Source organism: Photorhabdus khanii NC19 (assembly GCF_000517265.1).
GTDB classification, from domain to species: domain Bacteria; phylum Pseudomonadota; class Gammaproteobacteria; order Enterobacterales; family Enterobacteriaceae; genus Photorhabdus; species Photorhabdus khanii.
In genome coordinates this window covers 26,844-42,298 of record NZ_AYSJ01000006.1, presented here as the reverse complement: position 1 = coordinate 42,298, position 15,455 = coordinate 26,844, and the positions used below count along the sequence as shown (strand labels likewise).

The window sequence follows — 15,455 nt, the reverse complement described above, 5'->3', positions numbered from 1 at the left end:
AACCGCACTCCAAAGGTTAAATATAGCGTCTTACAGGTTGGCAGTGCGGTTGGTTAATGAGATTCACCCCTACCCTGTGAGCGGTACGCTGGCCTTTTGCGATAGCTTCATATGATTGGCGGGGCACAAACAAGCAATCAGAAAGTCCAATATCAGAGCAGTATGATTTAAAACTTATCCAGATGATGTGCCGCCGCGCATTTACTCATGAGTTTTTACGCTATTGTCATCAGTACCTTCCTCATACTTCGGCGACTGCTTTGCCAATTACAGAGTGAAAACAGCGATGATAGCGACAACACTCAGGATCGCTGCCAGACCGTAGAAAACCCATTTACCTGCTGGGACATGAATTTTCAGGTCATGCATACCGTGATGAATACGGTGTAAACCGCACCATAGCGGCAGAGTAATCATTAGTAATAAGAAAGCACGACCAATCAAGCTCTGACAGAAAACCAAAATTCTTTCATAGCTTAACGTTTCCGGTGCTATTCCCAGTGGTAATAGGATAGTTACCAGTAAGATAATGGCTGGAGCCACAATTGCGCCCCACATACCCCCGGCACCAAATAATCCCCAGAAAATCGGTTCATCGGAACGTTTAGGTATTTGATTCATCAGATTCTCCTTGGGGTTAAAGTAAGGCTATGCCTAAGATCATAGCGGTGACAATAATAGTGACGGCCCATAACAGCTTGATTATGGGTTCAGGTCCCATTTTTTCACCTTTTATCACTACGTTAGCTGCCTTTGGTGCCAGTTCAAACCACGTTTTGGTGTGTAGCAGAGCGCCCAGTAGAGTGACGATGTTAATCAGTAGGATAACTGGGTTTTGCAAGAAGGTGACGAATCCATTCCAGCTTTGTGCACCACCTTTTAGAGCGAATACACCGCATATCAGCAAGATACTGAACCACACAGTCGTAACCGCAGTACTTTCACGCAGAATATAGAAGCGATAAAAGTCCAGTTTCTGCCACCAGTTGGGAGCCATGCCGCGGACATAAGGTTTACGTTTGGTAGTCATTGTACTATTTCTCCCCTTTATTGTGGTTTCAGCATGGCGATCATGAAGTCTTTTGCACTTTCGATCTTGCCTTGTTGAATAGCGGCAGCCGGATCGACATGTTTTGGGCAGATTTCAGAACAATAGCCGACGAAAGTACAGCTCCATACCCCATTCTGGCTGTTAAGTTGTGGCATACGTTCCTTCTTACCGTGGTCACGGTTATCAAGATTGTAACGGTGAGCCAGAGTAATTGCTGCCGGTCCGATAAACTCAGGGTTCAAACCGAACTGAGGGCAAGCGGCATAGCAAAGGCCACAGTTGATACAACCAGAAAACTGATGATATTTTGCCATTTGTGCCGGAGTCTGAATGTTCGGACCTTCAGAAGGTTTACGATCATTTCCGATAATGTATGGTTTGATAGCTTCCAGACTTTCAATAAAGTGAGTCATATCCACTACCAGGTCACGCTCAATAGGAAAGTTAGCCAGCGCTTCAACTTTCATACCTTGTGGATAGTCACGCAGGAAGGTTTTACAGGCCAGTTTCGGCACACGGTTAACCATCATGCCGCAAGAGCCACAGATAGCCATCCGGCAGGACCAGCGGTAAGAGAGGTCGGCGGCCAGATTGTCTTTAATGTAACCTAACGCATCAAGTAACGAGGTCTGTTCATCGTAAGGAACCTCATAGGTTGTAGAATGAGGTTCAGCATCATTTTCCGGGTTGTAACGCATGACCTCCATTCTCAGTGTTTTCATATCAGCCATTCGCCTGCTCCTTTTTTTCTTGTGCCGCTGCTTCACCGCCGTATACTCGTTTCGCTGGAGTGGATTTGGTAATTTTTACGTCACTGTATTCCAGACGAGGTGCACTTTCAGAGTGATAGAAAGCCAGCGTATGTTTCAGGAAATTTTCATCATCACGCTCGGTACAACCTGTATCTAGACGTTGATGCGCCCCCCGGGACTCTTTACGGTTTATCGCAGAATGAATCATACATTCGGCTACATCCAGACCAAAGCCAAGCTCAATGGTGTACAGCAGATCAGTGTTGAAAACACTGGTTTTATCAGTGATATTCACGTGTTTGAAGCGATCTTTCAGCTCAGCAATCTTATCAATCGTTTTCTGCATGAGTTCAGGGGTACGGTAAATGCCGCAGCCTTCCTCCATAGAGATACCCATTTCATCACGGATCTTCGACCAACTTTCCGTTCCTTCCTGTTTCAGCAAGTTGTTCAAACGCGCAGCTACATCACTTGCCTGGGCATCCAGTGCGCGGTTATTGACAGATTTGGCTTGTTGAGCGTGTTTAACTGCTTCTTCACCAGCCAGACGACCAAAGACCACCAGTTCAGCCAGAGAATTGGAACCAAGACGATTTGCACCATGTAGACCGACAGAAGAACATTCACCGACAGCGAACAGACCTCTAATGCGGGTTTCACATTTCTGGTCAGTTTCAATACCGCCCATAGTGTAGTGTGCGGTAGGGCGAACCGGAATGGGTTCTTTAACCGGATCAACGCCAACATAGGCTTTTGCCAGTTCGCAGATAAAGGGCAGACGCTCAAGTAATTTCTTCTCACCCAGATGGCGCAGATCCAGATAAACCACGTCGCCACGCTGAGTGGAAATAGTACGACCGGCACGCCATTCATGCCAAAAAGCCTGAGAAACTTTGTCACGGGGACCCAGTTCCATATATTTGTTTTCAGGTTTGCCCTGTGGGGTTTCAGGGCCGAGGCCATAATCTTGTAAATAGCGGTAACCATCCTTGTTGACCAGAATCCCACCTTCACCACGACAACCTTCGGTCATCAGGATACCGGAACCTGGCAGGCCAGTTGGGTGATACTGAACAAATTCCATATCACGTAGTGGTACGCCATGACGGAATGCCATGCCCATACCATCACCCGTTACGATACCGCCGTTCGTGTTGTAGCGGTATACACGGCCTGCACCACCGGTCGCCATAATAACAGCATTGGCCCGGATCTGAATTTTGGTGCCTTCCATCATATTCAGTGCAACCAAGCCATGTACCTGTCCTTCATCTACCAAAATGTCGAGGACAAAATGTTCATCAAAACGTTGGATTTGGGGGGATTTCAGAGAAGTCTGGAATAGGGTATGCAGCATATGGAAGCCGGTTTTATCCGCCGCGAACCAAGTGCGCTCTATCTTCATACCACCGAAACGACGCACATTGACAGAACCATCTTCTCTACGGCTCCACGGACAGCCCCATTGCTCCAGTTGGATCATTTCTGTCGGACAATGTTTGACAAAGTATTCAACAACATCTTGTTCACACAGCCAGTCACCACCGGATACAGTGTCATTGAAATGGAAATCGTAGGAGTCGTGAGCTTGAGTGACAGCCGCTGATCCGCCTTCTGCTGCCACCGTGTGGCTACGCATTGGGTAGACTTTTGAGATTAAAGCAATCTTCATTTGAGGATTGGCCTCAGCTGCGGCAATTGCGGCACGTAGACCTGCTCCCCCGGCTCCGATGATAGCGAGATCGGCATTAAAGGTTTGCACTGTGCTTCTCCATTGTTTAAGTGAAATGAGTTAGTAAATAAAAGTGTCGGTAACTTTCCTGAATGTTGTTGTTATTGTTTCTCATATAGTAGGATTCTATAGGTAAAATCCGGTGCTTTAACGATTAAGGATAGCTATTTGTTACTTTTTGTGTGGGATTAAGTATAGCGAATGGCAAGCGAGGGAAATTTGATATGAAAGGGTGTTTTGTCCGATTTGATCACTAAAACATGATCTGAGACAGGAATTAGTCACCCAGAATTGGGTTGTAGAACGGTTGTTTGAGTATAATGATAGTATGAAATTATGGTGCTGAACATTCAAGCTATTCAATGTAAATTTGACTTATCCCATATTTGTGTATTGATATAAAAATTATGCAAATTCAACGATATTATAAAAACGTGTTCTTTCTTATTTTTAAAATAATATGATGAGTAATTTAATAACACTAAGTTAAAAAGGATAATTACTTATTATAAAATAAAACGTTAAAGATGTTCTCTTAGAATTATTTATAATATTGTAATTAATAATTTTGAATGTTTTTTATTTGACTTATGTTTTTTTTAATTTAAATGTGAAAATAACTCGTGGTTATTTAATAAATAAATGTGACAATAGAATATGATGGCACTATCAGATCACACTATCGCATTGCAGGCAGATAATGGAAAATATTTGAGTCGGATTAACATAAATGGTCTTAATTATATTAAGCCGGATAAGACTGATATAGACGTATTTTGCCAATTTAAATTGATAACTCTGTTTGAGTAGATAGTGATTTTGGCTAGCATCGTTTTTGTCGTGATTAAGTAAAATCTCTCATGACTTTAGTATTTATTTGACGATAATATTTCGGCAGGTAGCTGATAATGATATATCTGGCTATAGCAAATTTGCTGTAGTTTTGAGGTAAGGCAATTTAAGTTGTTCCGGGATGATCAGTCGGTAATAATTTGTCTGATATGTGTGATGCAGGTAGACTGCATGTTTTGTTTTATTTTGGAGTCATTTACATGAGCGAAACAGCAAACTGGCAGCCAAGTGCACCTATCGCCAACTTGTTGAAACGGGCGGCTATTTTAGCAGAAATACGACGCTTTTTCGCAGAACGTGGGGTACTAGAAGTTGAAACACCTGCGATGGGGCAGTCTACAGTGACTGATATTCAATTGTTTTCTTTTCAGACAGAGTTTGTTGGTCCAGGCGCCGCAGATGGCATGACTCTATATCTGATGACAAGTGCGGAATTTCACATGAAACGCCTGCTGGCGGCAGGAAGTGGCCCTATTTATCAGATCAGCCGCTGCTTCCGTAATGAAGAAGCGGGTCGTTATCATAATCCTGAATTTACCATGCTGGAATGGTATCGGCCTCACTATGATATGTATCGTCTGATAAATGAGGTTGATGACTTACTTCAGCAGATTTTGGACTGTGAAAGTGCAGAGCCACTCTCTTATCAGCAGGCTTTTCTGCGTTATCTGGATATTGACCCGTTGTCCGCAGAGAAAGAAAAATTGCGTGAAGTAGCCGCTAAACTGGATCTGAGCAATATTGCTGATACAGAGGAAGATCGGGATATTTTGTTGCAACTTTTGTTTGCCGTCGGTGTTGAACCGCATATTGGTACTGAAAAGCCAACTTTTATCTACCATTTTCCTGCTTCTCAAGCTTCTTTGGCGGAAATCAGTAAAGAAGATCATCGGGTTGCAGAGCGTTTTGAAGTCTATTTCAAAGGTGTTGAGCTGGCAAATGGTTTCCGTGAACTGACTGATGGTGATGAACAACGTCAGCGTTTTGAACAGGATAACCGTAAACGTGCGGAGCTGGGTTTACCTGTCCGGCCGATTGATGAAAACTTGATTGGCGCTCTGAAACAGGGGATACCTGAGTGTGCCGGTGTGGCGCTTGGTGTTGATCGTCTGGTGATGCTGGCTTTAGGTGCAGAAAGGCTCAGTGATGTCATTGCCTTTTCGGTAAATAAGGCATAAAACAACAGGGCGTTGATTAAGACGCCCTGCTTGCATCTGTCTCACTTATGTTGATGCTGTTTTTGTAGGAATTTCACACCTAAATCAGGAAAATCGGTAAATACGCCGTCTACATCCGCTTGGTTATAAATAATATCGAAAAGTTGATCGCCGTTGGTGGCATATTTAGGAAGTGCATCAACCCGAATGGTGTATGGATGGACTTCCATATTATTAGCGTGGGCATCTTTCACCATACCGGTTAATTTAATATTGGTTGGTGTGGAATCTTCCGATATAACCATATGGTAATCAGGGCCAATACCATCGGCATATTGTGCCACTTCTTTCATTGCCCCTGGTTTGAACATCCAATCATAGCTGTAATTTACCCATTTGCCGTTTGATTTTTGTTCATAGGTTTCATTCCAGTTGGTATAGGCGATAAGTTGAACCAGTTTCAAATCCATGCCCAGCTTAGGTTCAAGCTCGTTTTTAATCCGCTTGAGTTCGTTGGCATCAAAACATTGCAGATAAACTTTATCGCTTTTCTTGGTGTAACCATATTCTTTCAATACTGCCAGCACCTGAGTGGAAATATCTTTGCCCTCTTGCCGATGGAACCACGGTGCTTTGATTTCAGAGTAGATACCGATATTTTTACCCGTTGATTTATTCAACCCTTGAACAAACTCAATCTCTTCCTGAAAAGTGTGGATCCGAAAATCAGATTTCCACATCGGGAAACGGTTTGCATGGCTTTGTATCTGTTGGTCATTTTTGATATCAAAGCCTTCTGTGAATTTCAGTGATTTGATTTCAGGCAGGGTAAAATCAATGGCATAGTAACGGCCGTCCTGACGGGCTCGGTCAGGAAACTTATTTGCAACGTCAGTCACACGATCAAGGTAATGATCATGTAATACCACCAGCTCGTTATCTTTAGTCATAACCAAGTCTTGTTCCAGATAATCAGCACCCTCGGCGTAAGCCATAGCTTTAGCAGGCAGGGTATGTTCCGGTAAGTATCCGCTTGCACCGCGATGAGCGATAACAATCTTATCTGCCGCCTGCGCTATGACCGAAATAGATGATGCTAAAATCATGCCTGTGACTATTGTTTTGATTGGAGTTTGCATATTGTTTTTTCTCCGTTTTAGCGATGAGGTAAAAATCAATCCTATTAAGCTGCTTGTCTTGTTATATTAATAATGCTGCTTGCTGGCAATCTCTTAGTTTACAAATTGAAAAGCCGCGGCATAAATAATATCGCGGCTTGTTATATTATCAGTGATATATCACAGTTTAGTGACAGTGATTAGCCATACTGACGGGCTAATTCCTGTTTATGTTTGTTTTCTGTGATCATGACAATCAGTAATAGAATAACGGCCAGGATACTACCACCAATCATCACCATAAAACCGCTGTCCCAGCCGAAGAAGTCAACGGTGTAGCCGACGATAGCACTTGCTGCAACGGAGCCACCTAAGTAACCAAATAAGCCAGTGAAGCCGGCGGCTGTACCGGCAGCTTTCTTCGGTGCCAACTCAAGAGCGTGCAGACCTGTCAGCATAACTGGGCCGTAGATAAGGAAGCCAATAATCAACATACAAGCCATGTCTACAGTTGGATTACCGGCTGGGTTCAGCCAGAATACGACAGTTGCGATAGTGACTAATGTCATAAAGAATACGCCTGTTGCACCACGGTTACCTTTAAATACTTTGTCTGACATCCAGCCACACAGTAATGTACCTGGGATACCGGCATATTCGTACAGGAAGTAAGCCCATGAAGATTTATCCAGTGCGAAATGCTTGACCTCACGCAGATAGGTTGGTGACCAATCAAGAACACCGTAACGCAGCAGATAAACAAACACGTTAGCCATAGCGACCATCCACAGTAGTTTGTTCGGTAATACATACTGCATGAAGATCTGCTTGGCTGTTAATTCTTCTTCGTTTTTCTCTGTGTAATCAGACGGGTAGTCGTTTTTATGTTCTTCAATTGATGGCAAGCCACAAGATTGAGGTGTGTCACGCATTAAGGCAAAAGCGATCAGTGCAACGAGAATTGCGGCGAACGCTGGCATATAAAGGGCGGCTTTCCAGTCATTAAACCACGCCATGCCCAGCAGGAATAATAATGGAGGTAAACCACCACCGACATTATGCGCACAGTTCCAGACGGAGACGATCCCGCCACGTTCTTTCTGTGACCACCAGTGCACCATAGTACGGCCGCAGGGAGGCCAACCCATACCCTGAAACCAACCACACATGAACAGCAGCACAAACATAACAGCGATACTGGAAGTCGCCCAGGGTACAAAGCCCATAAACAGCATGACAGCCGCAGCGAGAATCAGACCCGCCGGTAAAAAGACTCGCGGGTTAGAACGGTCGGATATGGAGCCCATGATGAATTTGGAGAAGCCGTATGCGATAGAGATCCCTGATAGCGCGAAACCAAGATCTCCTTTGGAAAAACCTTGTTCAATCAGATAAGGCATTGCAAGTGCAAAGTTCTTCCTTACTAAATAGTAAGCGGCATAACCAAGGAAAATACCCATAAAAATTTGCCAGCGTAGGCGACGATAGAGTGGATCTATCTGTTGTGTTGGCAGTCGGGGCTTATGAAGCGCCGGCTTGAAAATACTTAACATATTTTGCCTCCGATGGCTTTTTGGTTATGTGAACAACTCACCGGTTGACTAATGCCACCGGATGGGAAAGTGAGAGGTTTTGTAAGTGATTATTTTCCATAACGAAAATTATGATAGTCGAAATAACCCAACCTATCTGTGAGACAAGACTCAGTTGTTAAAATCGTTTTGCCTTGGCGGTGATTTTGAGTGATTTGTTAACTTTTTAAAACGTACTTTACCAATGAAATTGTGACTACTGTCACAATAACGAGCTTTACTTAATTGTTGGTGAGCGTTTTTGGTTCGTTATTGTTCTTTATCAAACAAAAAACCCAGTTTTTTGCCTGTTCTATTTAGGATAAGAACATTATTAGCTAGTAATCTGGTTGGAAAGCCGTTATGCATGATGGGCAGTTTTCCTGTGACAGAGAAATGGATGTCATCACAGGAAATGAGCCGTTAATCGATTTTAACGATGATATATTACTTTGACGGTGTGGTTATAATTTGACAGACTAAATCAGCTACACAATTGTATAGCTGGTATGCCAGTGGAGGAACCATGACAACACGTTATGACAGTGACTTTTATGGCTGGACGCAGGAGCAGGCAAGTTTGCTTCGTTCCGGCAATTTGAGTCAATTGGACACGGAAAACCTTTCGGAGGAAATAGAAAGTATGGGAAATAGCCAAAGAAACGAGCTGGAATCTCGTCTTGAAGTGCTGTTTCTCCACCTTCTAAAATGGCGATTTCAGTCTGAACGGCAAGGCAGAAGTTGGAAATTGACGATTGAAGAGCAACGAAGGAAAATAGCTCGCCGTCTTAAAAAAAATCCTAGCCTAAGATCAGAACTTAGTGAAATTTTCTCTGATGCTTATGGTGATGCCATTATTGCCGCAGAGCGGGAAACTAATATTAGACGCAGTGTATTCCCTGAAACTTGCCCCTGGACGTTTGAGCAAATCATGGATGAGAATTTTTGGCCTGAATAACGCCGACGCATTTGTTTATCTTGACGCACTGGCTTTGGTCAGTGCGTTTTATGCATTATTCCAGACGAAGGAAACTTCGGTGTTGATTTTTCCACTGCAATCTATAGGAAATGAGCCGTTAATCGATTTTAACGATGATATATTACTTTGACGGTGTGGTTATAATTTGACAGACTAAATCAGCTACACAATTGTATAGCTGGTATGCCAATGGAGGAATCATGACAACACGTTATGACAGTGACTTTTATGGCTGGACGCAGGAGCAGGCAAGTTTGCTTCGTTCTGGTCATCTTGAGCAACTGGATACTGAAAATCTTCTTGAGGAAATAGAAGCGATGGGGCGAAGTGAGCGCAGAGAACTACGGTCCCGGCTGGAGATTTTACTCGCACACTTGTTGAAATGGAAATATCAGGCAAATCGCCGGGGGCGTAGCTGGGAATTGACTATTGAGGAGCAGAGGGATAAGGCTACTGAATGTTTGAAAGAATCTCCCAGTCTGAGAAATAAGTTGGATGAGCATTTGGAAAAAGCCTACATTGCTGCTCGTCGATTAGCAGAAAAGGAGACGATGATTAATCAGAATGTATTTCCTGTAACCTGCCTTTGGACATTTGAGCAAATATTGGATGAGAATTTTTGGCCTGAATAACGTCGACGCATTTGTCTATCTGACGCACTGGTTTTGGTCAGTGCGTTATTTATCAGCTTTTTCATTCCGAACTCCGGTTGTCCGAACAAAATAAGAGCGGGAAGTTTCCCCGCTCTTTTCTGGTTTAATACAGCCAGTCGCGTCCCATCCGGTCAGCAGTAAGAATAGCGGCATACACTTTTTCCGGTGTAACTTCAAAAGGCAGGTTGTGAATGGTTTCGCCTTCAGCACAACTGGCTTCCGCCACTGCCATCACTTTTTCTTTCAGTTTTTCACCATCTTTTACGCCAAGCTGATCTAACGTAATCGGTAGCCCGACCTGCACGCAGAAATCAAGTAAAGTATCCAGTTCTTCATTTGTGCTATTTTCCAGCACTAGTTGAACCAATACCCCGAAAGCGACTTTTTCGCCGTGATACATATGGTGGCATTCTTCCAATACGGTAAAGCCGTTGTGTATGGAATGAGCGGCAGCTACACCCGTATTTTCAAAGCCCAGGCCACTCAAATAAGTAATGGCTTCGATAACATTTTCCACCGCAGGTGTACTGACTCCTGCCTCAACAGCCAGTTTTGCTTTATAACCTTCTTCCAATAAAGTTTCGTAACAGAGATGGGCAAGAGCCATCGCTGTGCGGGATATTCCACCACCGGTCATTCTAGGCTTATGGCCTGCATGACAGACGCGTGCTTCGAAGTAAGTTGCCAGTGCGTCGCCAATTCCGGCAATCAGGAAGCGGGTTGGGGCTTTAGCAATAATACTGGTATCAAGCAGTACAATATCTGGGTTGGTTGGGAAAAACAGATAATCCTCATATTCGCCGTCATCAGTATAAACAACAGAGAGAGCGCTGGTTGGGGCGTTAGTAGAGGCGATAGTCGGTGCAATCAGAATAGGTAATTTGGATTCGTGAGCAACTACTTTTGCGGTATCTTGTACTTTACCGCCACCGATACCAATAACAGCTTGGCATTCGTGTTTTTTAAGCATGTCAGACAGGCGCTGAATTTCATTACGGCTACATTCACCGCCAAACACTTCAAAATGGCTGGTAACATCAGATTCTTCCAGGCTGCTATGAACAGTATCTCCCACTAGTTTCATAGCAGAGTTACCGATAATAACAAAAACATGGTCGGCGATGGTTTTTGTGTATTTACCGATATGGAGCAGGGCATCAGGTCCCTGAATATATTTGGCTGGGGATTGAATAACTTTCAGCATAAAAATACTCCTTTTGTGGAAACTCAATGTCTGTTTGCCGTATAAATCTTCCTGACAAACAGGGAGCAGAATGTGACAGACCAGGAAATTGGCTTCGGATGAAAAAAGTACTTAATTACTTAACAGATTAACACCGTATGATAAAAAGTAATGGTTGATTATGGATAAATAAAGTTGTTATACCCGTTTTATCGCGGGAAATATGCATTTTTTTGATCTATGCCCGGTATCTGCCGGGCAGATGAAAATCAGCGAACCTGGATATGAGCATTGCCAGCCGGGTAAGCGAAAAAATACTTCAGAATCAGGTTCAGTGAAATACCGTAAGCTGGCAGGAAAAAGAGCAAGCATATTAATAGCTTAAAGCAGTAATCCACTAACCCAATCTCGACCCAGTTAGCGGCCATGAAGGCATCGGTACTGCGGTAGAAGGCGATAAAGAAGAAGGCAAGAGTATCAAGCAGATTGCCAAAGAACATAGCGACGGCGGGAGCGACCCACCAGTTACGTTTTTGGCGCAGGCGGTTAAAGACGTATACATCCAGTATTTGTCCAAGTGAATAGGCCATAAAGCTGGCACAAGCGATACGGGCAACAAATAGATTGAATTCAGACAGCGCGGCAAACTTTTGCCACGCTCCTTGGAAGAAGAGAGCTGAAATAATATAAGAGATCAGTAATGCAGGGATCATGACAGTAGTAATGATTCGCCTTGCCAGTGATGCGCCGTAGATACGAACAGTCAAATCTGTTGCAAGAAAGATAAATGGGAAAGTAAAAGCTCCCCAGGTGGTATGAAAACCAAAAATAGAGACAGGTAATTGCACCAGATAATTACTGGAAATAATGATCAGGATATGAAATAACGAAAGCCAAATCAAAGCAGTCGTTCGCTGCTGCGTAGTTGTAGTTAATAAAAGCATATTATACCTTTTTGGATAATGGGGTGAGGGAACCCAATGAAATAGCTGCCGCTTTAGCTGACGGCGCTTCGTATGATACGTCTGTTGCCTGAAAAATCAAAATGTCTGCCTGTAAAGTTAATTTTTGATAGCTTTTTTATAATATAATCCACCGTCATAAGTTACCTGAAATTACAGAGATAGTTATGCCAGATATTTTTACCAATCCAGATAAGACTCTTGATACACAAGGACTTCGTTGTCCTGAACCTGTGATGATGGTACGGAAAACCGTACGTCATATGGAAGCAGGGCAGATGTTATTAATTCTTGCTGATGATCCGGCAACCACGCGTGATATTCCCGGTTTCTGCCGTTTTATGGAGCATCAGCTTGTTGCGCAAGAAACGGAACAGACACCTTATCGCTATCTGGTGCGGAAAAAAGAGAGTCAACGCTGAACATGCCTATAGATATAGATGTAAAAGGGGATTTCTATTGTGTGAATCGTATAGACAACATCAAAATAAATGCGCTCTTGCAGGGATAGGTTTTATTAGTACAGGATATGGGTTGACCTTTGGAATAAGACCCATATCCTTATTGATATTACAGAAATCACTCACTGTATAGCTAAACAGATTTCATTATTTCGCTTTAATGCTCAGTAGCCTGACAGCGTTTGCAGTCACAAGGGCGGTAGCGCCAGAGTCTGCCAGTACTGCCATCCACAGGCCAGTAATACCTAACAGACTGGTGACAAGGAAGATCCCTTTTAGCCCCAGCGCAATAGCAATGTTCTGGCGAATATTATTGTGAGTGGCGCGAGAAAGGGCAATTATTTCCGACAAACCGGTCAGACGGTTGTGAGTCAATGCTGCATCTGCGGTTTCCAGCGCAACATCAGTACCACTTCCCATTGCCACACCGATACTGGAAGCTTTCATTGCGGGGGCGTCATTAATGCCGTCACCGACCATCATTGTGTTGTGATCTTTATTCAGCTTCATAACAGCTTTGACTTTATCTTCCGGCATTAATCCAGCGTGGAAATCTATTCCTAACTGACCCGCAATTGCAGTCGCAGCACGCGGGTTATCACCTGTCAGCATCACTGATTTTATACCCTGATCTTTCAGTAAACGAATGGCGTCTATTGCATCCTGACGCAATGTATCCTGCATAGCGATAAGGCCGGTAAATTGCCCATCATGCATCACGGCAACAACGGTTTTACCGTGATCTTCTAATTGCGCAATTTTCTGTTTCCAACGATCGGACAAAATGCTTTCTGGCAGTTTTCCAGGCGCACTGACTAGAATGCGTTTGCCGTCTAACTGACCTTCAACACCAATACCTGCCAGCGCCTTACGATGATCAGCTTCAGTAACATTAATGTTTTTACTTTCCGTATGTTGCAGGATAGCTTTGGCCAGTGGGTGATGGGAGCCACTTTCTACTGCGGAAGCCAGCGCTAATAGCTGAGATTCGTTGATATTTTCTACTGGTTGTACATCAGTGACTTGTGGTTTACCGGCTGTCAGTGTACCCGTCTTATCAAAGGCGATGGTTGTGATTCGGCCCAGTTGCTCCAGTGCTGCACCACCTTTAATCAGTGCACCCCTGCGGGTTGCAGTTGCAAGTGCTGAGGTGATTGCGGCTGGTGTGGAAATCACCAGAGCACAAGGGCAACCAATCAGTAGCAAAGTAAGGCCACGGTAAATCCAGGTTTCCCACGGCTGGCTGAATACAGTGGGCGGAATGATAATAACCAACGCAGAGAACAGCATAATCAGCGGCGTGTAAATCCGGCTGAAACGATCAATAAAGCGCTCAATCGGTGCGCGGCGTTCTTCTGCTTCTTCAATCAGTTGCAGGATGCGGTCAATGGCGTTGTTACCCTGTTCAGACAGCACTTTCATCTGTACTGAACGATCCACAGACAGACAACCTGCCGGGACTTTTTCTCCCTGTATTCGTTCAACCGGAATGGATTCACCTGTCAGAGCACTTTCATCAAAGCTGGCGAATGAACTGAGTAATTCAGCGTCAGTCGGTAAACGTCCGCCTGGTGCAACCTCAATAATGTCGCCGGGGCGAAGGTCTGCGACCGGGACAGTTTTTTTCTCACCATTTCTTACCAGCAGCGCTTCTTCCGGGACCAATGCCATCAATGCACTCACCCCTCGACGTGCACGGCCGGCGGCGTAGGATTCCAGCATTTCACCAAGCATAAACAGCAGCAGTACCATCGCCGCTTCGGCGGTGGCATCAATAAATAGCGCGCCGATTGCTGCAACGCTCATCAGTGTTTCAATAGCGAATGGTGTGCCTGACCGTATTAGCTGCCAGGCTTTGCTGGCAATAGGTACCAATCCAATTACGGTGGTGATAATAAAGGCAATGCGACCAAGTGGGGCGTTAACATTGGAAATTCCCCAACTTATTAGCATCATCAGTGAAAGAATAATGATCGGTGTAAATTCTTTCCAACGGCTGCTTTTTGGTGCTTTCTGATTTGAATCTGGGTTGTGTAAGTCAAATCCAGCTTGATTAACGGCTTTGATAACTGCTGAACGTATATCTGTATCGGCATCCACGACCAGTTTTTCAGTAGCAAATAGAACCTTGGCTTGTTTCACTTCTGGAATTTTACTGACTGCCGTTTCAATTTTGCGGGCGCAGCTTGGGCAATCCATGCCATTAACAATCCAACTAAAACGCTGGTTTGCTAAAAGCTCAGGCGCTTGTGTCTCTTGTGTTCCATGAGAATGGTTGTGCTCATGTGAATAAGACTTATCATGTTCATGGTTATGTGAATGCTCACTAACGGTTTTTGCCTGATCTGTGCAGGCAGTAGAACCACAACAGCTTCCATGCTGGTGGCTATGTTGGTGAGTGTTATTTTTGTTTGAGTGCATGGGCTCCCCCTTGGCAGAGTCAATTCAACGATAATGACTAAACTCTACACTTTGGAGCCTACTCCAGAGTCAAATAAAAAAGAGAAAATAAATTGGTAAATTGTGTGGCCTATCATTGATACTGATTTTCATCTGCAATATCGGTTTCATGATGCAAAGCTCTTTTGTGAGTGTATCTTTATGTTGAGAAAGGTAAGTACAGTTATAGTTCTTATCTTTGATAATATTTTTGTTGACTTGTTTTTTATTATGTGAATAAATGAATTGTTATTGATTTGTTAATGAAATTTATCAACATTCTTGTTTCGGGAGGGGAAAAATGATCAGTATCGCTTCTAACTAGTTACGTTAATAATGATTATGTTGTATGCCGTAGAAGGTTATTTCTATGGCATAGTACCCAGCATATAAATAGAGGGTTGTTTATGGTTAAGATTGCTAGATATATTCAAGCTGGAAGGTTTGAATCTGGTGGGATTTTTGGTGTAGGTTCTAATCAAGTACTCATACTATAGAAGAAGCGATTTGAATCTTTAGTTAAAATCGCTTCTTTTCTAAAAAAA

Annotated in this window: 14 protein-coding genes; 5 read left to right on the top strand and 9 right to left on the bottom strand. The window is 43.7% G+C overall.

Translation table 11 applies throughout. The features are described 5' to 3' along the window. Positions 1-267: 267 nt before the first annotated feature. The 4 genes from frdD to frdA are packed head-to-tail and all read right to left on the bottom strand — an operon-like array spanning position 268 to position 3,565. A complete protein-coding gene (frdD, locus tag PTE_RS07235) occupies positions 268-621 on the bottom strand; it encodes a fumarate reductase subunit FrdD (RefSeq protein ID WP_036844510.1) in 354 nt (117 codons plus the stop codon). 16 nt (positions 622-637) lie between these two features. Beyond that, positions 638-1,030, bottom strand: coding sequence for a fumarate reductase subunit FrdC (gene frdC, locus PTE_RS07230; protein WP_036844507.1), 393 nt, complete (start codon positions 1,028-1,030; stop codon positions 638-640). A 17-nt stretch (positions 1,031-1,047) separates the two neighbouring features. Next, entirely contained in the window at positions 1,048-1,782 is a 735-nt protein-coding gene (locus PTE_RS07225) for a succinate dehydrogenase/fumarate reductase iron-sulfur subunit (protein WP_036844505.1), read from the bottom strand. Further along, the gene (gene frdA, locus PTE_RS07220) at positions 1,775-3,565 is read right to left on the bottom strand and encodes a fumarate reductase (quinol) flavoprotein subunit (RefSeq protein ID WP_036844503.1); all 1,791 of its coding nucleotides are present in this window, start codon (positions 3,563-3,565) and stop codon (positions 1,775-1,777) included. Before frdA ends, PTE_RS07225 begins: the two co-directional genes overlap by 8 nt. A 1,022-nt stretch (positions 3,566-4,587) precedes the next feature. Here frdA and epmA point away from each other — a divergent pair. Next, the gene (gene epmA / locus PTE_RS07215; protein WP_036844500.1) at positions 4,588-5,565 is read left to right on the top strand and encodes an elongation factor P--(R)-beta-lysine ligase; all 978 of its coding nucleotides are present in this window, start codon (positions 4,588-4,590) and stop codon (positions 5,563-5,565) included. A 41-nt stretch (positions 5,566-5,606) separates the two neighbouring features. Here the strand turns inward: epmA and glpQ are convergent, their stop codons facing one another. Continuing rightward, positions 5,607-6,683 (bottom strand): glycerophosphodiester phosphodiesterase, encoded by a 1,077-nt coding sequence (glpQ, locus tag PTE_RS07210; RefSeq protein WP_036844498.1) that lies wholly within the window; start codon positions 6,681-6,683, stop codon positions 5,607-5,609. Positions 6,684-6,862: 179 nt separating this feature from the next. Continuing rightward, positions 6,863-8,215: a glycerol-3-phosphate transporter gene (gene glpT, locus PTE_RS07205; RefSeq protein WP_036844496.1), complete on the bottom strand. Its 1,353-nt coding sequence runs from the start codon at positions 8,213-8,215 to the stop codon at positions 6,863-6,865. A 544-nt stretch (positions 8,216-8,759) separates the two neighbouring features. On the opposite strand from glpT, the gene PTE_RS07200 reads away from it, so the two are divergent. The 3 genes from PTE_RS07200 to PTE_RS07195 all read left to right on the top strand — a co-directional run bounded on the left by PTE_RS07200 (position 8,760) and on the right by PTE_RS07195 (position 9,844). After that, on the top strand, positions 8,760-9,191 hold the full coding sequence (locus PTE_RS07200; protein ID WP_036844494.1) for a DUF29 domain-containing protein: 432 nt from the start codon (positions 8,760-8,762) through the stop codon (positions 9,189-9,191). Next, positions 9,169-9,342 carry a hypothetical protein gene (locus PTE_RS25610; RefSeq protein ID WP_152962676.1) on the top strand — a complete coding sequence of 58 codons (174 nt, stop codon included), beginning with the start codon at positions 9,169-9,171 and terminating at the stop codon, positions 9,340-9,342. The genes PTE_RS07200 and PTE_RS25610 overlap by 23 nt, the downstream gene beginning before the upstream one ends. Positions 9,343-9,412: 70 nt before the next feature. After that, positions 9,413-9,844, top strand: a complete 432-nt coding sequence (locus PTE_RS07195; RefSeq protein ID WP_036844492.1) for a DUF29 domain-containing protein — start codon at positions 9,413-9,415, stop codon at positions 9,842-9,844. A gap of 124 nt (positions 9,845-9,968) precedes the next feature. Here the strand turns inward: PTE_RS07195 and PTE_RS07190 are convergent, their stop codons facing one another. Both PTE_RS07190 and PTE_RS07185 read right to left on the bottom strand, forming a co-directional pair. Beyond that, entirely contained in the window at positions 9,969-11,069 is a 1,101-nt protein-coding gene (locus PTE_RS07190; protein ID WP_036844491.1) for a glycerol dehydrogenase, read from the bottom strand. Between the two features lie 248 nt (positions 11,070-11,317). Then, positions 11,318-11,992 (bottom strand): 7-cyano-7-deazaguanine/7-aminomethyl-7-deazaguanine transporter, encoded by a 675-nt coding sequence (locus tag PTE_RS07185; RefSeq protein ID WP_036844488.1) that lies wholly within the window; start codon positions 11,990-11,992, stop codon positions 11,318-11,320. 185 nt (positions 11,993-12,177) lie between these two features. Between PTE_RS07185 and tusA the strand changes: the two genes are divergently transcribed. Next, positions 12,178-12,432 carry a sulfurtransferase TusA gene (gene tusA, locus PTE_RS07180; RefSeq protein ID WP_036844486.1) on the top strand — a complete coding sequence of 85 codons (255 nt, stop codon included), beginning with the start codon at positions 12,178-12,180 and terminating at the stop codon, positions 12,430-12,432. 186 nt (positions 12,433-12,618) lie between these two features. On the opposite strand, the gene PTE_RS07175 is transcribed toward tusA, so the two are convergent. Beyond that, positions 12,619-14,892: a zinc/cadmium/mercury/lead-transporting ATPase gene (locus PTE_RS07175; protein WP_036844484.1), complete on the bottom strand. Its 2,274-nt coding sequence runs from the start codon at positions 14,890-14,892 to the stop codon at positions 12,619-12,621. Positions 14,893-15,455: the final 563 nt, after the last annotated feature.